We start from the raw sequence: 17,058 nt of genomic DNA on the forward strand, positions 1-17,058 counted from the left end.
TGAGAATTGGGTACTGGGTCGCAGTTCGGTGTCCGAGGCCCGCCCGTCGCTGCATGGGGGAGCGGGCGCATCACTTGACGTCCCCTCCCTCTGATCCCATCGACACGCTGGGAGGCTCTTTGTGAGCGAACGTCTCAATGCGTGGCCGACGCTGGTCTTTGAGGACCTGGCGCCCATGGTTGACTACGTGAACCGGGTGGTACAGGTTGCAGGTAAATACACCCTTGACGAGCCCTTCGAAGTCGGCTGGGGAAACATCGTCCTCAATGTCACCCCCCGGGGGCTCAGTACGCCGACCTTTCGGCAGCGAGGCGTGACCTTCACGGTGCACTACAGCTTGCTCGACGGTGGCGTGGTCATCGAGGCCGACAACGGCGCGCGGACGGTGCCGTTGTCCAAGGGATCAGTCGCCATGTTCTATGCGTCCTTCTGCGATGCGGCGGACGAACTCGGCATACACCGACCGCGCAGCTCGTTGATCTGTGAGATTCCGGATGCCCCGCCGCGTTTCGAGGACGATCACGTCGAACGCACCTGGGATGGCCACGCGGCCCGGCTGATCTGGACAGCGTTGAACCTTGCCGCTGACGGGCTCGAGGCGTGGCAGGCCCCCTTCCTGGGACACCGCCCCCGGGTCGGTGTGATGTGGGGCGGCTTCGACCTGTCCGCCACACGTTTCCGGGCGCAGCCCACCGTGCCGCCGCCCCACCAGCCGCCGTTCATGCAGAACGCCCAGCTCGACGAGTACGTGTCGGTGGGATTCTCCTTCGGGGATGCCAAGGCGCCGAACGTGGGCATGTACGCGTACATCTGGCCCCAGCCGATCGGTCTCGGGGGCCGGTCCTGGGGTGTTGAGGGCGCCGCCTGGCATCCCGACGCTGGTCTGGTTCGTCTGCCGTGGGCCGAGCTCAGGGAGACAGCGGACCCGCACCAGGCCATTGTGGCGTTCGGTGACGCCGTCTACGATGCCGCCGTCGAGACGGCAGGCTGGCCGTCCGACCTCGTCGGACCACGCGTCGAGGGTTGGTACATGAGCAGGACACCGCCCGCGCTCGTCCAGCACCAGCACGGCTGACTCAGGTCGAGATTCCCTGACTCGGAAAACCAGGAGCCAGTCTCAGCAACGGGGGCTGCAGGGCGCCGACACGAAGGGCCATTGCCGCGGTTGACGGCTGGTGGGCGAAGTGGCGCTCGGGCGGCGGGAGGCTCTGGCCGCACGCCCGAGGGGGAGCGAGTTGGCGAGCAGCAGGTGCTGTGCGAGGCCGAGCAGCAGACGGTACGGCAGGCGATCCTCAACCACAGGCCGTGCGACTTGGGGCTCTCGGGACAGTTGTGGCCCCGTGGCGAGGTCGGTGCGCTGATCGCGAAGCTGCGTCGGGTGAGGATGACCGAGCCTGGCGTGGGTAAGTATCTGCGCCGTTGGAGTCTGTCGTTCCAGCGCCCGGACAAGCGAGCCGTCGAGCAGAGCGCGGAAGCGGTACCCGCCTGGCGCGAGGAGACGTGGCTGGCGATCCGTGCGAAGGCGACGGCGGAGGGGTGCCGAGGTGCCGTTCGCCGACCAGGTCGGTATCCGCTCCGACCGGGTCACCGGCCGCACGTGTGCCGCAGCGGCCACCGGTTCCGGTCGAGGTGGCGGCGTTGGTCACGGATGAGCGCCCACAGGACGTCGAGGCGGTGGCGGGCGGTGAGGATCTTCCAGTCCACCGCGATCTCGTCCGACTCCTGCAAGGCTGCTGCAGCTCGTTTCAGTTTGCGCGGCGTACTCGCGCGTGTCGATTGCGGGCGAGTTGTGTTGGCGGAGGCGGGGCGAGCTGGTGCCGGAACGGCGGGTGTGCCGCTCGGGGACGGACTTTGCTCCGAGTGGCATCGGTGCCCGGGCAGGGGCGATTCCGATGCTGACGGCCAAGGGGTGAACGAGGACGCGCCCACTGTAACGAGGAGAGTCATCTGTTGCCGTGAGTTCTGGCACCCTCACACTATGTTGCCCCCAATGGGTTCGACCACCGGATTCCCGTGGACGGGAGAAGACCGATGAGCGGAAAGCTGACAGGCAGGAAGGCCCTGGTCACCGGTGGCGCACGAGGGATCGGTGCCGCTGTGGCCCGCAGGCTCGCCGCTGACGGAGCCGACGTGGCGATCAACTACCGGAGCAGCGGCGACGCGGCCGAAGCACTCGCCGCCGAGATCACCGCCGATGGCCGCCGCGTGGTCGCGATCAAGGCGGATGTTAGCGATCCGGACCAGATCCGGAGGCTGGCCGACCAGGCCGCCGAAGCTCTTGGCGGCCTGGACATTCTGGCCAGCAACGCCGGAATCGAGTACTTCGGAAAGCTGGACGACGTCACCCCCGCCGACTTCGACCGTGTCTACGCCATCAACACACGAGCCCAGTTCTTCGCCGTACAGAACGCGGTACGGCATATGGGCGAAGGAGGGAGGGTCGTACTTACGTCATCGCAGAGTGCCCATAAGGCGGTCTTCTACCACGCCCTGTATGCGTCGAGTAAGGCCGCCGTCGAATGCATCGCGCTCAACCTCAGCCCCGAACTCGGTCGGCGCGGCATCACCATCAACGCCATCGCGCCCGGGGGAACCGTCACCGACATGTCCGCTCAAGCGGCTTCCCACTACGTCCATCCCGACGTCGACACTGATTTCAACACGCTCATTCGCACCGCCAGTTCGCTCGGGCGGATGGCCCAGCCTTCCGAAATCGCCGCGGTCGTCTCGTTCCTGGTATCGGATGATGCCTCGTTCATCACCGGCCGGACCGTCCAGGCCGACGGCGGCTGGTTCTGAACCGAGAAGGGCAGGTTCGTTCGATGGAGTGAGTATCAGGTGGTTGGGGCCCCCAGAGTGCTGGGCCTTTTCGTAGCATGCCGAGGCCGTCGCCTGTCGGTTGCCCGGCGACGCTGGCACGCCCCGGGATCCGGCCAGTCGGAAAGGACTGACGTGAATCAGGTTCTCACAGACGAAACACAACGGCTGCTGACAGCAATTGACGCCGTTCTTCAGGCGGCAGGCCCGAGACAGTTGAGAGCCGTCGCCTACCTTCGGGTCTCGACCGAGTAGCAACTGAAGGGCTACGGCATCGCCTACGCAGGGAAGCGGGTCGTCAAGCACATCGCCAAGAAGGGGTAGGCGCTGGTCGACGTCTTCGCCGACGAGGGGTGCAGCGGGAGCCTAGATCACACCCAGCGCCCGGACCTCGGCGAGCTCATGAAGCTGGCGAGGCAGACTCCGCGCCCCTTCGATCTCGTCACCGTGTACGAGGAACGGGCCATCGGGCGCGCGGACAGGGCCTTCTGGCCCTGGGTGTGGGAGCTGCAAGGTCTCGGAGTCTTCGTCGCCGTCACCAAGGGTGACTATGACAACACCTCAGACGAGGGCCGCACGCGCATGCGCAAGGCAGCCGACCGCGCCGAGGATGAGCGAATCACCATCCGTGACCGTACACAGGGCGGAATCCAGGAGAAAGCTGAGGGCGGTGGTCATTTCGGCGGCCGACCACCATTCGGCTGGCGCATCGTGAACAGGGGAGTGAAGGGCGAGAGCCATCTCGCGCTCGACACCGACGGCGACGTCGACAGCGAGAAGCTGAGCTATGCCGCCCTTCGCGCGGGCTGGCGTTTCATCGTCAAGGAGCACAACAGCCGTAACAAGGCTGCGAGTCGGCTCGAAACCCTCGGGTATGACTCGCCGACCGGCGCGGGATGGTGCGGTGAGACGCTGTACCGCATCCTCACCAGCCCGCCCGTGCAGAGGGGCGTACGGATCTTCCGGAACCCCACGACGGCCGGGCGGGAACGGGGCACCAAGCTGGGCCGAGGGCATGGAGCTGCTGGCCGGCATGCCCGGCACGCCCATACCGCCGGAGGAGGTCGCCGTGCCGCCCATCAGGGTGGAGGGGCGGCTTGATCCGCGGCTTCTGGTTTGCACACGGAAGCCCTCCGCCGAGGGGCTCCCGTTGGGGAGCCCGATAGGAGGGTTGTGCTACGTGTTGTGAGTGAACCACGATCGCGAATGCGAGCGAACTTGGGGAAAAAGGGCGCCCGGAGGCGCTTAGATCGTGTAGAGGGCAAGTTCACAGGAGGTTACCGGGGGATCGTCGGACCGGGACCGGACGTCCCCGACCCCTGTGACGGTCCGGGGGATTAGGTTGGCGGAGAAAAGTTTTCGGGCAGCCGGACTCGCGATGGGGGCGAGCATGACCATGCTAAAAGGAGCCAATGTTCCGGTGGCGGCTCAGGCCGTGCGGGTCGAATTGGGGTGGCGCGCCTCCCCGGGGACACCGGATGTCGATGGCTCGGCGCTCCTTCTCGTGTCGGGAAAGGTGCGCAGCGACGCCGACTTCGTCTTTTACAACCAGCCCTCCCACGCATCCGGTGCGGTGCGCCACGAGGGCAAGCGGACCGCCGGTGGCGGGATGACGGACAACCTCGCGGTCGACCTGGCCCGCGTCGAGCCGGCCATCGACCGCGTGGTCCTGGCGGCCTCCGCGGACGGCGGCACCTTCGGCCGGGTGGCCGGGCTGTACGTACGGATCACGGACGCGGCGAGCGGCCGGGAGATCGCGCGCTTCGACAGCGCGGACGCGACGGTCGAGACCGCGTTCATTCTCGGGGAGCTCTACCGGCGCCAGGGAGCCTGGAAATTCCGCGCCGTCGGCCAGGGATACGACACCGGCCTCGAAGGCCTCGCGACCGACTTCGGCATTTCCGTCGATGAACCACAGCAGGCCCAGCGGACTCAGCCGTATCACCAGCCCCAGACGCCTCAACAGCCTGTGAGCGCAACGCGGGTCGACCGCCTGCCACCGGTCCCGCCCGCACCGCCGACGGCACCGCCGACGGCACCGCCGGCACCTTCCGCACCCCCTGCCACCGCGCCCGTCCGCCTGTCCAAGGTGACACTCACCAAAGACGCGCCGTCGGTCTCCCTCGCCAAACAGGGCGGCACTTCGGGAGCGCTTCGCGTCAATCTCAACTGGGAGGTGCGCAAACAGTTCAAGGGCTGGGGAAGCAAACTCGGCAGAGCGGTCGCCAACCACTCGGACCTCGATCTCGATCTCTGCGCTCTCTACGAACTGACCGACGGCCGCAAGGGAGTCGTGCAGGCGCTGGGAAACGCGTTCGGCGCACTCCAGCACCCTCCTTATATCCATCTCGACGGGGACGACCGCACCGGCGCCGTCGCCACCGGCGAGAACCTCACCGTCAACCTCGACCACAAGAACAAGCTCCGGCGCGTCCTGATCTTCGTCACCATCTATGAAGGCGCCCGGAGTTTCGCCGATCTCCACGCGACCGTCACTCTCCAGCCCCAGCACGGCGCACCGATCGACTTCTCGCTCGACGAATGCACCGTCCCGTCCACCGTCTGCGCACTGGCACTCCTGACCAACAACGGGGGAGACCTCACGGTGCAGCGCGAGGCCCGCTATCTCGTCCCCGAGCGAGGAGTGAGCCCGCAGCGCACCATCGACTACGCCTACGGGTGGGGCATGAACTGGACGCCCGGCCGTAAATGACCCCCCGGCGGTCCGGCCGGCCCTGCGGCCGCCGGCCCACCGCCGGCTCCGCTCACCGGTCCGGCGCGGCCTCGGGACGGGCGTAGGTACGCCCCTTCCAGGCCGCGCCACGGCCCCGGTGGTGCTGCACCGCCGAATCGACCGTCATCAGCAGATAGAGCACCGCGGTGAACGGCAGCAGCGGCGCCTGCCACAGCGACTGCCGGTAGTAGCCCAGCATCGGCAGATACGTCCCGGTCATCACCGCCCACGCCGCGCCACCCGCCCAGCCGGCCACCGGATCACCGGTCAGCAGCCCGGTGACGAGCGCGACCGGCGGCACGAGATAGACCAGCGCGAGCCCCAGAACCGTCCCCAGCAGCAGCGGCGGACTGTGTCGCAACTGGGCGTACGCGCTCCGCGACACCATCCGCCACAGATCCGCCAGCCGCGGATACGGCCGCACGCTGTCCACCCGCTCGGCGAGCCCCAGCCAGATCCGCCCGCCGCTGCGCTGCACCGCCCGCGCCAGCGACACGTCGTCGATCACCGCCTGCCGGATCGACTCCGGCACCCGCGCCCGCTCCGCCGCCCCGGTCCGCAGCAGCACGCAGCCACCGGCCGCCGCGGCCGTCCGCGCACCCGCCCGGTTCACCCACCGGAACGGATAGAGCTGCGAGAAGAAGTACACGAAGGCCGGGACGACCAGCCGCTCCCAGACACTCGACACCCGCAGCCGGGCCATCTGTGAGACCAGGTCGAAGCCGCCCGACACGGCGGCGGCGACCAGCTCCCGCAGACTGTCCGGCTCATGCGCGATGTCGGCGTCCGTCAGCAGCAGATAGTCCGGCTCCCGGGTCCGGGCCAGCGCGATCCCGTGCCGCACGGCCCAGAGCTTGCCCGTCCAGCCGGGCTCGGGCTCACCCGGCGACACCACCGTCACCGGCAGTCCTCCATGCCGTACGGACAGTGCACGGGCGACGTCCCCGGTCCCGTCCTTGCTGCAGTCGTCGACGAGGAAGATCTCCGCCCTCCCCGGATAGTCCTGCGCCAGCAGCGACGGCAGACTCACCGGCAGCACGTCGGCCTCGTCACGTGCGGGCACCACGATCGCGACGGACGGCCATCGGTCCGGAGCCTCCCGGCGCGGCAGCCGCTGGCCGGTCCGCCAGAAGAACCCCTGTCCCAGCAGCAGCCACACCCATGCGGCCAGCGAACCCACGGCGATCCAGGCAACGGCACTCATTCGCCGCAGTCTGCCCCACCCGGACGGAACCGCAAGGGCGGTCGACTATGGTGACCGGGTGAAGATCGCGCTCATGGACTCAGGAATCGGCCTGCTCGCGGCAGCCGCCGCAGTACGCCGGCTGAGGCCCGACGCCGATCTGGTGCTCTCCTCCGACCCCGACGGCATGCCCTGGGGACCGCGCACGCCCGAGTACGTGACCGCCCACGCGCTCGACGTGGCCCGCGCGGCCGCCGCCCACCGGCCGGACGCACTGATCGTCGCCTGCAACACGGCCTCCGTGCACGCCCTGCCGGCGCTCCGCGCCGAGCTCGAACCCACGCTGCCGGTCATCGGCACCGTCCCGGCCATCAAGCCGTCCGTCGCCGGTGGCGGCCCCGTCGCGATCTGGGCCACGCCCGCCACCACGGGCAGCCCGTACCAGCGCGGACTCATCGGCGAATTCGCCCGCTCCGTCGACGTCACCGAGGTCCCCTGCCCCGGCCTCGCCGACGCCGTGCAGAACGCCGACGAGAGCGCGATCGACCTGGCCATTGCCGCAGCCGCCGCCCTGACCCCGCGCGATGTCCGGGCCGTGGTCCTGGGCTGCACCCACTACGAACTGGTCGGCGAGCGCATCCGTGCCGCCGTGCGGCAGCCCGGTCTGCCGCCCGTCGCACTGCATGGATCCGCCGGTGCCGTCGCGGCCCAGGCACTACGCCGGATCGGGGCCGAACCCGCTCCGTCGGCCGAACCGTCCGCGGGTCTCGCCGTGCTCCTCGGCGGACGCCCCGCCGACCTGCCGCAAGCCGCTCTGGCCTACGCCGAGGGGCAGCTGCTGGGGGCCGTCAGCCCGGTCCGCTGACCCGTCGGGGGCCGTTGGACCCATCCCCGGCGTGCGGAAATTTAAGTACGCTGCTTGACATGAGGGACCATCCCCGAGAACCCCGACACACCGGAGCCGAACCCCACTCCGCCGTCTGGATCGGCCGGGCCACCAACCGGGCCCAGTGGGTACTCGCGGCCGCGGGCGCGGCCTGTCTGGCGCTCGGTGTCCAGCTGGCCGTCAGCTCCAACTGGACCTCCGGGATCATCCCGCTGCTGATGTCCGTGATCGGCTGTGTCGCCGCCGGACTGCTCATGCTGTTCGGCACCCTCGCCTTCGTGAACGTGGCCGTCAGGATCGACGGGGACGCCCTGGAGGTGCGCTGTGGCCACATGGGCCTGCCGCGCCGCCGGATTCTGCTCACCCATGTGGTGGGCGCGGAGTTCGCACCCGAGGTCACCCCGCGCCAGTGGGGCGGCTGGGGCTACCGCTGGCGCCCCGAGCAGGGCACGGCCGTGGTGGTCCGCAGGGGCGAGGGCCTGGTGCTGCGGCTCGGCGACGGCAGGACGTTCACCGTCACGGTCGACGACGCGGAGGCGGGCGTACGGTTCATCCGCGAGCGCCTGCATCTGCCCGCGACCGGCGCGACGGCCGGAGCCTGACGCCGGGACGACAGCGGTGGGCCGGATCTGTGCGGGAAAGCGACGGAACGATCCGGTACGAAGGGTTCCACCACACGGGCGGGGCTGCCGGACCCACAGCCGGCCACCGTAGACTCCGCCGGGTGAGCGCCACCATCACCCCAGTCGAAGCCGCGCAGCCGGCCTCATTCCCCGTGTCCCGGAAGCGACGCCTGGTACGGCCCGTCGCCGCCATGATCGCGGGTGCACTGCTGTATCTGAGCTTCCCGCCGCGCCCCCTGTGGTGGCTGGTCCTGCCCGGTTTCGCCCTGCTCGGCTGGGTGCTGCACCGGCAACGGCTCCGCGCCGGGTTCGGACTCGGCCTCCTCGCCGGACTGGGCTTCATGCTGCCGCTGCTGCACTGGACCGGCGAGGAGGTCGGCCCGGTGCCGTGGCTGGCCCTCGCCGCCGCCGAGGCCGTGTTCATCGCGGTCGGCTGCATCGGGATCGCCGCCGTCAGCCGCCTCGCCTGGTGGCCGGTGTGGGCCGCCGCGGTCTGGACACTCGACGAGGCGGTCCGGGCCAGGGTCCCGTTCGGCGGCTTCCCCTGGGGGAAGATCGCATTCGGACAGGCGGACAGCGTTTTCCTGCCGCTCGCGGCCGTGGGAGGCACACCGCTGCTCTCCTTCGGGGTGGTGCTGTGCGGCTTCGGTCTCTGCGAAGCGGTACGTCAGTTCCGTGCCCACCGCCGTACCGGCAGGCTGCCGCGGGCGGCCGTCGCCGCCGCGGCGGCGACCGTCCTGGTACCCGTCGCAGGCGCCCTCGCCGCGCTGCCCCTCGTCGACGACTCGGCCGAGGACGGCACCGCGACCGTCGCCGCGATACAGGGCAACGTGCCGCGGCTCGGACTCGACTTCAACTCCCAGCGCCGTGCCGTCCTGGACAACCACGTGCGCCGCACGGAGCAGCTCGCCCGGGAGGTGAAGGAGGGCAAGGTTCCGCAGCCCGACTTCGTCCTGTGGCCCGAGAACTCCTCCGACCTCGACCCGTACCGGAACGCCGACGCCCGGATCCTGATCGACGACGCGGTCAAGGCGATCGGCGTGCCCACCGTGATCGGGGCGGTGGTCGAGCCCGACACCGGGAATCTGCGCAACACCCTCATCCAGTGGGACCCGAAGAAGGGCCCGGTCGACACGTACGACAAGCGCCACATCCAGCCGTTCGGCGAGTACATGCCGATGCGTTCCATCGCGCGGATCTTCAGCTCGGACGTGGACCGGGTGCAGCGTGACTTCGGCCCCGGGAAGAAGGTCGGCGTCTTCGACCTGGCGGGGACGAACGTGGGGCTCGTGACCTGTTACGAGGCCGCGTTCGACGACGCGGTACGGGACACCGTCATGCACGGCGGCCAGCTGATCGCCGTGCCCAGCAACAACGCCACCTTCGGGCGCAGCGAGATGACCTATCAGCAGCTGGCCATGTCCAGGGTGCGGGCGGTCGAGCACAGCAGGTCCGTCGTCGTCCCCGTCACCAGCGGGGTCAGCGCGGTCATCCGCCCGGACGGGACGATCGTCCGGAAGACGAAGCTGTTCACCCCGGACGCGCTCGTGGACGAGGTGCCGCTGAGGTCCTCGCTGACGCCCGCGACCCGGATGGGCACGCTCCCCGAAGGAGTACTCGCGCTGATCGCCGTGGCCGGGCTGGGCCTGGTCACCGTCCGTTCGGTACGCAGCCGGCGCGGCCGGTGACCCACCGCCCGCGCAACGTAGGGTCGCTCCATGGCTACTCCTGATTTCATCCGCGAGATCCGCGCAACCGCAGGTCAACAACTGCTCCTGTTGCCCGGGGTCACCGCCGTCGTCTTCGACGACGAGGGCAGAGTGCTGCTCGGCCGCCGTTCCGACACCGGCAAATGGTCGGTCATCGGCGGCATCTGCGAGCCGGGCGAGCAGCCGGCGGCGACGGCGGAGCGCGAGGTGTACGAAGAGACCGCAGTGCGTTGCGTGGCGGAGCGTGTGGTGCTCACACAGGCTTTGGAGCCCGTGCAGTACGCGAACGGCGACCGCTGCCAGTACCTCGACGTCACCTTCCGCTGCCGGGCGACCGGCGGCGAGGCACGCGTCAACGACGACGAGTCGCTGGACGTGGGCTGGTTCCCGGTGGACGCGCTGCCGCCGCTGAACGAGTTCGCGCTCTTCAGGATCAAGCAGTCCATGACCGATGAACCCACCTGGTTCGAACCCACCGCCCAGCAGTAAGGACCGTTGTCCGCTGGGCGGGCCCGGTTTCCCGGGCCGCCCGGCGGACGGCGCTCAGACGGTACGGGCGTCCGCCGGCAGTGCCCCGGACGCGTCCGGGGCGGCTGTGCTTCCGTCGATGTCCGTGAGGTCCCGGTGCCGGGTCTCCCTGGCGCAGCCGACCGCCAGCAGGGTGATGAGCGCCGCGGCGATGACGTACAGCGAGATGGGCGTCGAGCTGTGGAAGTCCGCGAGCAGCGCGGTGGCGATGAGCGGCGCCGGAGCACCGGCCGCGACCGAGGAGAACTGCGCCCCGATCGACGCGCCCGAGTACCGCACCCGGGTCGCGAACATCTCCGAGAAGAAGGCCGCTTGCGGTGCGTACATCGCCCCGTGGAAGATGAGCCCGACCGTGACGGCTAGCAGCACGCTTCCGAAGTTCCGCGTGTCGATCAGCGCGAAGAACGGGAACGTCCACAGCCCGACACCGATCGCGCCGACCAGATAGACCGGCTTGCGCCCGACCCGGTCCGACAGCGCGCCCCACATCGGGATGACCGCGAAGTGGACGGCCGAGGCGATGAGTACCGCGTTGAGCGCCGTCTGCTTGCTCAGGTCCGCCGCCGTGGTCGCGTAGACGAGCACGAACGCCGTGATGACGTAGTAGCTGATGTTCTCCGCCATCCTGGCGCCCATGGCGATCAGCACATCGCGCCAGTGATGCCGCAGCACGGCGACGAGCGGCATCTTCTCCGTCGTCCCGGCCGCGGACCTGCGCTCCTCGGCCTGCGCCAGCGCGGCCTTGAAGACCGGTGACTCGTCGACGGAGAGACGAATCCACAGACCGATGACCACCAGGACACCGGAGAGCAGGAACGGGATGCGCCAGCCCCACGCCCCGAAGGCGGATTCCGACATCAGCGCGGTGAGCGCGGACAGCACCCCGGTGGCGAGCAGCTGCCCGGCCGGCGCACCCGTCTGCGGCCAGGAGGCCCAGAAACCGCGCCGCTCGGCGTCCCCGTGCTCCGACACCAGCAGCACGGCCCCGCCCCACTCACCCCCGAGCGCGAAGCCCTGCACCAGCCGCAGGACGGTGAGCAGCACGGGGGCGGCGGCCCCGACCGTGGCATGCGTCGGCAGCAGTCCGATGGCGAACGTCGCTCCGCCCATCATCAGCAGACTGAGCACCAGCAGCTTCTTGCGGCCGAGCCGGTCGCCGTAGTGCCCGAACACCAGGGCACCGAGCGGCCGGGCGGCGAAGCCGACCGCGTACGTGAGGAAGGACAGCAGCGTGCCGACGAGCGGGTCGGACTCGGGGAAGAACAGCTTGTTGAAGACCAGCGCGGCGGCTGACCCGTACAGGAAGAAGTCGTACCACTCGATGGTGGTGCCGATGAGACTTGCGGCGACGATGCGTTTGAGCGAGCGGGTGGTAGGCGGGGCGGATGCCGAGGCAGCCATGAACACCACTTCCGGGCGGTTGGCGGGGACGGTTTCGTGTCGCCACACCGTAGGAATGGGCAGGTCAGAGGCACATGTGGCGGGACACCATAGTTCTCGGGCCGGGTGTGCGGGGGGCCACTATGACAGGCACGTCGAGACTGCTTCGAGGACCGTATTGAAGGCCGGCAGGCGCCTGTCAGGATTGCGCTATTAGGCATGGTTTATTGCCCTGGTGCTGACTCCCGTGCTGGTTTGGTGCTGACCTGAAACCGCATGTCAGCACCCCTGATCACCTGTCCCGTGCTGACTTGGTGCTGACTACGCAGCGTTGAACTTCGGCATTCGGGGCGGATCGGGCGGGTAGTGTTCTCCCCTTCCGCGCGCCTGCGGTCAGGCCTGGCGGGTTTCTGCGGAGCCGGCCATGGTTGGTGGCACGTGGTCCCGCACCGGCAGGCCCCCGCACCGTGAAACCCATCCATAGGCGGCCGGATGAACCCACGCGACCACACCCCTGCCCCGCCAACCGCCGCTTCACCACCATCGACCCGGAACTCTCCACGGCCGGAACGCCCATCTCCTCGCCGTACGCCAATGTCAACAACGCCCCCCAACCAGTCCGCCCCCTTCAGCCGCTGCCTCCTGTGCTTCTCCGCAGTAATCGGCGAACCGTCGCCACGCGGTGTGAGACCAACGCGGCTGGTTACCGGAGCCACCAAGCAGCCGGGCAGCGGCAGCGCATCGGACAGGCCATCGACTACGCCGACGTCCCCCGCGACGACATCGCCCCGTCCTTGCCGAACTCGTGCGCCAGCCCGGCATCCGCCGCCGCATCCTCGAACTCACCGCAGGACCCACCCCCGTCGCGGACGCCGTTGCCTGCGCAGTTGCGGCTCCAGGTCGCAGGTTCCGTGGTGGCCGATGCCCGTCATGTCCCCCGTGAAGCCGGGGATGAGGTCGACCTCTTTCGGGGCGGCTTTGAGGTAGACGAGTGTGCGAAGCCGCGGCAGTGGCAGGCGGAGCGCAGGGATGGCTTCCATGTGCTGAGGCACACGTACACCTCGATCGTCCTTGAGGGTGGGGAGTCCGTGGTGACACTGGCCAGGTGGCTGGGGCACTCGTCTGCAACCATCACGCTGGACCACTATGCCCACTTCGTGCCGGAGGCGCGTTGCCCGATCGACAGTCTGCTCGATGGTCAGGCCAACGGAGACATGGTTCCAAGCTCCGCAGATTTTCCCCCGGCTCGTCCGTGAGCGCGCTATCTGCGCGTCTGCACGTGTTCAAGTGACAAGGATTCAGGGCATGCTCACTGCTTGTCCCAGTCTCCAGAGCACCTTTGTCATGGAGGCCCCTAGCGCAGGGCGCTGACCTGCTGATTCGCCGCCAAGGGTGGTGCTGACCTGCGGTGATTCATCTTTCGTCGCCTTTCAGTGTCGTATGGGTTTGTGCAGCTCAAACTCCCCACGAGCTCCCCGCCTCGCCCGGGGACCCCCCAGCCGCTCCCCAGGGGGAGCGGCTGGGGGCGGCCGGCAGAGAGGCGCTCATCTGCGGCTTTTCCTGGCGGGGAGGGCTCTGGAGACCATGAGTTCGGGCTGCCTGGCGCGGCAGGCTGTCTGCTGCGGTTGGGCGGTTCCTGCCGGATGGGCGTCGTGGGCTGTGCCAATCGGTGGTGCTCCACTTGGTGTGGGTGTTCAGGAGCGTCGACATAGGCGCCGCCTGCAGATGACGCACGCCAATCGCAGTTGGGGCATCAAAGCGATGAAAGGTCCGTGGGCATACCGAAGCTCCGATACCGCGAGCACCTGCGCACCCGGCGCGCGGCCGAGCCCGCGGTGACCGTCACGCAACTGTTCCGCGAGATCAAAACCCAGGGCTATACCGGCAGCCACAACCTCCTGGTCCGCTACCTCACCCAGGGACGAGCCGAGGGCAACCGGCTGGTGACCACCCCACGCCACGCGACCCGGCTCCTGCTCACTCACCCCGAACACCTGTGGACCAAGGACACCGCGCTCCTGTCGACCCTCACCACCGCATGCCCCGAGATGATCGAACTCCCCAGACTGGTCGCCGAGTTCGCCCAGTTGCTGACCCCGGCGAAGGGCAACGGTACCCGGCTCACCGAGTGGATCACCGCCGCCCGTACGGCCGGCCTACCCCACCTGCACAGTTTCTGCAGCGGCCTGGAACTCGACCGCGCAGCCGTCAACGCCGGCCTGACCCTGCGCTTCCACAACGGCCGCGCCGAAGGCGTCAACACCCGCACCAAGAGGATCACGCGCCAGATACGCGGCCGAGCAGGATTCGACCTCCTCCGCCACCGCATCCTTCTGTCGTGACAACGGAACGTCACCACCGACTACGGAACGGAGCCGAACGTTTTACAGTCCCTCGTCGGGCAGGGGCGCTCCTGCCGTCTGCGTCTGCTCACGGACGCCCTGGCCGTCAGCAAGTGCCAGGGCCTCGCCCTTGTGGTTGAGGACCTGGTCGCCGTCGTAGTCGCCCTCGCAGTCGGCGAGTCCCTCTCGACGTGCCGCTCCCCGTCTCGACGTGCCGCTCCCCATCGTCGTACAGCAGCTCGATCAGCTGGTCCCGGTCCGCGCCCCGCGACGCCTCCAGAAGCACCTGCGCCTGTGGTCCCGGCCAGCCTCTCCGACGCCTTCCCGTGGGCGACCGACGCCGACGGGAAGGTACGTGAGGTCGCCCACGTACCTGATGTTCGGCGGCCGTGCGGGGAAGCCGCGCTGGAGGAGGTCCGGCACCTGGGGCGTCATTTGACGACCTTGCCGGGGCACCGAGCCCCGGCCCCGGCCCCCGATCAGACTGTCGGATTCCTGAACTCCCGATCGATGAAGTCAAGGATCTCGTCGGCGTCCGCGTCCGCGAGTGAAACAACGGCCGCACCTTCCGGCCGTGAAATCTGCTGCCATTTGTTGAGCGCGGAGGCCAGCCGATCCGCGACCGTAGATGCCTGCTTCTCATCGAAGGTGACAGACTCGAACATCTGCTCTATTCGGTCGAGTTCGGCAAGCAGGGTCGTTGACGGAATCCGTGGATCGAGGAGGTCGTCGAGCCGGGTGGCCAGCGCGGTCAGGTTCGGGTAGTCGAACACCATCGTTGCTGGCAATCGCAGGCCCGTGCTCTTGCCCAGGCTGTTGCGCAGCTCTACGGCGGTCAGTGAATCCAGGCCCAGGTCCTTGAACGCGGCAGTCGCGGGAATCGAGTCAGTACCGGCGTGACCGAGCACCGCTGCCGTGCTGTCACGTACCACCTTGAGCAAGGCTTGCTTGCGCTCTTCGGGTGCCAGGCCGGCGAGCCACTGTGCCGACGACGCGTCACCGGCGGCAGTGCGCCGTGCGGCCTTGGGGTACAGCGTGCGCAGTAGGGCGGGTACGTCGCCTTCGCCGTCCCGGACCGGGTTTATCGGGGCAGCGAGCACAAGCGACTCGCCGGAGCGTGTCGCGGTGTCGAAGAGCCGCATGCCGTGCTCGGCGGTAATGGTGCGCAGGCCACTGCGCCGAATCCGGTCCTGGTCGGTGTCGGTCAGCTTGGCGGTCAGGCCGCTGGTGTCTTCCCATAGGCCCCAGGCCAGGGAGAGTGCGGGCAGGCCTTCGGTGCGGCGTTGTTCGGCGAGGGCGTCGAGGAAGGCGTTGGCCGCCGCGTAGTTTCCTTGTCCGGCGGTGCCCGTGATGCCGGCGGCGGACGAGTACAGGATGAACGCGGCCAGATCCATGTTGCGGGTGAGTTCGTGCAGGTGCCAGGCGCCGTCGGTTTTGGGGCGCAGTACGGTGTCGAGTCTGTGTGGAGTCAGGGACTCCACCACGCCGTCGTCCAGTGCACCTGCGGTGTGGATCACTGCGGTGAGGGGCACATCGGCCAGTGCCTGGGCCAGTGCGGTCCGGTCTGAGACGTCGCAGGCCACGGTGTCGACCTGGGCGCCCAGCTCGGTCAGCTCCTTGGTCAGCTTCTCGTCCGGGGTACTGCGCGACAGCAGCAGCAGGCGCCGGGCTCGCTGGCTCGTTACCAGGTGGCGGGCGATGATGCCGGCCAGGACTCCCGAGCCGCCGGTGATGAGGACCGTGCCGTCGGGGTCCCAGACCGTCTCTTCCGCCGGAGCAGGTACCGGGATGGTGGTGCGGGTCAGTCGTGGTGCTTCGTAGCGGTTGCCGTTGATGCGCAGGCGAGGCTCGTCCAGTCCGGCGGTCGCGGCGAGTTGTTCCAAGGAAGCGGCCCTTGTGCTCGTCGATGAACGCTACGAGCGTGTGTGTGGCCGGTCGAGCTCGGCCGCGAAGAAAGACGCCGCGGCCTTCAAGACGTCGTTGGCCCGTTTCAACTCGGCGATCTCCTTCTTCATCGCCTTGATCTGCGCGGACTCCTCCGTGGTCGTCCCCGGACGCTGCCCGGAGTCGATCTCGTCCCGCTTGACCCAGTTCCGCCGACCCGCCGACGCAGATCGCGAAGTGCCTTCTCCGACCGCTGAGGCACTCTGGCGGCCAGTCCAGCCACGAGATTGCCCCACACCAACCCGGCGCCCAGATGCCCGAACAGCCCGAGCGCGAGCACGAAGTACACCCCGACACGAGAAGGGAGGCTTCGCAGTCGTCGCTCGCGTGCCCCAGTCTCGTCCAATACCGCATCCACCAACTCGGGCGGGATGACCTGCGTTAACTCACCGATGTGACCAGGCGCGAACACGTCATCGGTTCCGCCCGTGACAGACTGGGCCACTGGGCCTCTGCTTTCTCAGGAAGATCTTGGTCGATCCCCTGGATAGCAGAGGCCTCTCTCATATCTCGCCCCCCTTGACACCGCCGCTGAGCTCCTGACTTCGTGGCATTGGTCCAGCAACTGCCGGTGACAGTAGCCATCGGGCCGCCCGCCCCGGCCCTGAAGCCAGGCTGGCACCGGCAACAACGGCCGGACGTCCGCCCAATCCGCGTCCGTCATGTCCGACGGATACCGGCGAACCCGATCGGGATGATCGGCCGCGTTGCCGTACACGTGCGCGAGGCAATCGCATGACACGGCGGGCGAGTTGAAGGCAACGGGCTCGGGCGCGTACAACAACGACAACAGGGCCCGGGACAACTCAGCCTCCTGCGACAGCATGCCCGTGAGGGTCCCCCGGCCTCGAGTCTCGCCGCGACCTCGGCCAACTCCGCCCGCAGCCGCTCAACTCGCTCGCGGCAGGCCAG

13 protein-coding genes and 6 pseudogenes are annotated in these 17,058 nt (G+C 68.7%); 11 read left to right on the forward strand and 8 right to left on the reverse strand.

Translation table 11 applies throughout. The features are described 5' to 3' along the window. Positions 1-121 precede the first annotated feature (121 nt). Positions 122-1,075: a DUF5996 family protein gene (locus tag OG611_RS23645; RefSeq protein ID WP_266423509.1), complete on the forward strand. Its 954-nt coding sequence runs from the start codon at positions 122-124 to the stop codon at positions 1,073-1,075. 309 nt (positions 1,076-1,384) lie between these two features. Further along, positions 1,385-1,441: pseudogene (locus OG611_RS40685) on the forward strand (hypothetical protein); the annotation flags it as partial. A gap of 143 nt (positions 1,442-1,584) precedes the next feature. On the opposite strand, the gene OG611_RS23655 reads toward OG611_RS40685, so the two are convergent. Continuing rightward, positions 1,585-1,728, reverse strand: a complete 144-nt coding sequence (locus OG611_RS23655; RefSeq protein ID WP_266426320.1) for a hypothetical protein — start codon at positions 1,726-1,728, stop codon at positions 1,585-1,587. 303 nt (positions 1,729-2,031) lie between these two features. Here OG611_RS23655 and OG611_RS23660 point away from each other — a divergent pair, with 303 nt between their 5' ends. From OG611_RS23660 to OG611_RS23670, 3 genes are all read left to right on the forward strand, one after another. Next, a complete protein-coding gene (locus OG611_RS23660; RefSeq protein ID WP_266423511.1) occupies positions 2,032-2,799 on the forward strand; it encodes an SDR family NAD(P)-dependent oxidoreductase in 768 nt (255 codons plus the stop codon). 345 nt (positions 2,800-3,144) lie between these two features. After that, on the forward strand, positions 3,145-3,918 hold the full coding sequence (locus OG611_RS23665; protein ID WP_266426167.1) for a recombinase family protein: 774 nt from the start codon (positions 3,145-3,147) through the stop codon (positions 3,916-3,918). Positions 3,919-4,195: 277 nt separating this feature from the next. Beyond that, a complete protein-coding gene (locus OG611_RS23670; RefSeq protein ID WP_266423514.1) occupies positions 4,196-5,530 on the forward strand; it encodes a TerD family protein in 1,335 nt (444 codons plus the stop codon). A 52-nt stretch (positions 5,531-5,582) separates the two neighbouring features. On the opposite strand, the gene OG611_RS23675 is transcribed toward OG611_RS23670, so the two are convergent. Beyond that, a complete protein-coding gene (locus tag OG611_RS23675; protein WP_266423517.1) occupies positions 5,583-6,755 on the reverse strand; it encodes a glycosyltransferase in 1,173 nt (390 codons plus the stop codon). Between the two features lie 58 nt (positions 6,756-6,813). Here OG611_RS23675 and OG611_RS23680 point away from each other — a divergent pair, with 58 nt between their 5' ends. From OG611_RS23680 to OG611_RS23695, 4 genes are all read left to right on the forward strand, one after another. Next, positions 6,814-7,599, forward strand: coding sequence for a glutamate racemase (locus OG611_RS23680; RefSeq protein WP_266423520.1), 786 nt, complete (start codon positions 6,814-6,816; stop codon positions 7,597-7,599). A gap of 59 nt (positions 7,600-7,658) precedes the next feature. Next, positions 7,659-8,222 carry a hypothetical protein gene (locus OG611_RS23685; RefSeq protein ID WP_266423523.1) on the forward strand — a complete coding sequence of 188 codons (564 nt, stop codon included), beginning with the start codon at positions 7,659-7,661 and terminating at the stop codon, positions 8,220-8,222. A gap of 122 nt (positions 8,223-8,344) precedes the next feature. Beyond that, positions 8,345-9,931: an apolipoprotein N-acyltransferase gene (gene lnt / locus OG611_RS23690; RefSeq protein WP_266423526.1), complete on the forward strand. Its 1,587-nt coding sequence runs from the start codon at positions 8,345-8,347 to the stop codon at positions 9,929-9,931. Between the two features lie 30 nt (positions 9,932-9,961). Beyond that, positions 9,962-10,441, forward strand: coding sequence for an NUDIX domain-containing protein (locus tag OG611_RS23695; protein ID WP_266423529.1), 480 nt, complete (start codon positions 9,962-9,964; stop codon positions 10,439-10,441). A 54-nt stretch (positions 10,442-10,495) separates the two neighbouring features. On the opposite strand, the gene OG611_RS23700 is transcribed toward OG611_RS23695, so the two are convergent. Together OG611_RS23700 and OG611_RS23705 are read right to left on the reverse strand one after the other, a co-directional pair. Then, entirely contained in the window at positions 10,496-11,881 is a 1,386-nt protein-coding gene (locus OG611_RS23700; RefSeq protein ID WP_266423531.1) for an MFS transporter, read from the reverse strand. Positions 11,882-12,702: 821 nt separating this feature from the next. Next, positions 12,703-12,864, reverse strand: a pseudogene (locus OG611_RS23705) (transporter); the annotation flags it as partial. On the opposite strand from OG611_RS23705, the pseudogene OG611_RS23710 reads away from it, so the two are divergent. Beyond that, positions 12,865-13,116: pseudogene (locus OG611_RS23710) on the forward strand (site-specific integrase); the annotation flags it as partial. 537 nt (positions 13,117-13,653) lie between these two features. After that, positions 13,654-14,202 (forward strand): annotated as a pseudogene (locus OG611_RS23715) (transposase); the annotation flags it as partial. 42 nt (positions 14,203-14,244) lie between these two features. On the opposite strand, the gene OG611_RS23720 reads toward OG611_RS23715, so the two are convergent. The 4 genes and pseudogenes from OG611_RS23720 to OG611_RS23735 all read right to left on the reverse strand — a co-directional run. Next, entirely contained in the window at positions 14,245-14,427 is a 183-nt protein-coding gene (locus tag OG611_RS23720; RefSeq protein ID WP_266423534.1) for a hypothetical protein, read from the reverse strand. Between the two features lie 254 nt (positions 14,428-14,681). Beyond that, on the reverse strand, positions 14,682-16,085 hold the full coding sequence (locus OG611_RS23725; protein WP_266423536.1) for an SDR family NAD(P)-dependent oxidoreductase: 1,404 nt from the start codon (positions 16,083-16,085) through the stop codon (positions 14,682-14,684). Between the two features lie 212 nt (positions 16,086-16,297). Next, positions 16,298-16,591 (reverse strand): annotated as a pseudogene (locus OG611_RS23730) (transposase domain-containing protein); the annotation flags it as partial. Between the two features lie 141 nt (positions 16,592-16,732). Beyond that, positions 16,733-16,864: pseudogene (locus OG611_RS23735) on the reverse strand (transposase); the annotation flags it as partial. Positions 16,865-17,058 lie beyond the last annotated feature (194 nt).

The sequence above is a fragment of the Streptomyces sp. NBC_01363 genome (assembly GCF_026340595.1).
Classification (GTDB): Bacteria; Actinomycetota; Actinomycetes; order Streptomycetales; family Streptomycetaceae; genus Streptomyces.

What these genes read in the sequence shown, in the direction of transcription:
- OG611_RS23660 (WP_266423511.1), top strand. Translation starts at nt 2,032, where the DNA reads ATGAGCGGAAAGCTGACAGGCAGGAAGGCCCTGGTCACCGGTGGCGCA.
- OG611_RS23670 (WP_266423514.1), top strand. Translation starts at nt 4,196, where the DNA reads ATGGGGGCGAGCATGACCATGCTAAAAGGAGCCAATGTTCCGGTGGCG.
- OG611_RS23695 (WP_266423529.1), top strand. Translation starts at nt 9,962, where the DNA reads ATGGCTACTCCTGATTTCATCCGCGAGATCCGCGCAACCGCAGGTCAA.
- OG611_RS23685 (WP_266423523.1), top strand. Translation starts at nt 7,659, where the DNA reads ATGAGGGACCATCCCCGAGAACCCCGACACACCGGAGCCGAACCCCAC.
- OG611_RS23720 (WP_266423534.1), bottom strand. Translation starts at nt 14,427, where the DNA reads ATGGGGAGCGGCACGTCGAGACGGGGAGCGGCACGTCGAGAGGGACTC.
- OG611_RS23700 (WP_266423531.1), bottom strand. Translation starts at nt 11,881, where the DNA reads ATGGCTGCCTCGGCATCCGCCCCGCCTACCACCCGCTCGCTCAAACGC.
- OG611_RS23675 (WP_266423517.1), bottom strand. Translation starts at nt 6,755, where the DNA reads ATGAGTGCCGTTGCCTGGATCGCCGTGGGTTCGCTGGCCGCATGGGTG.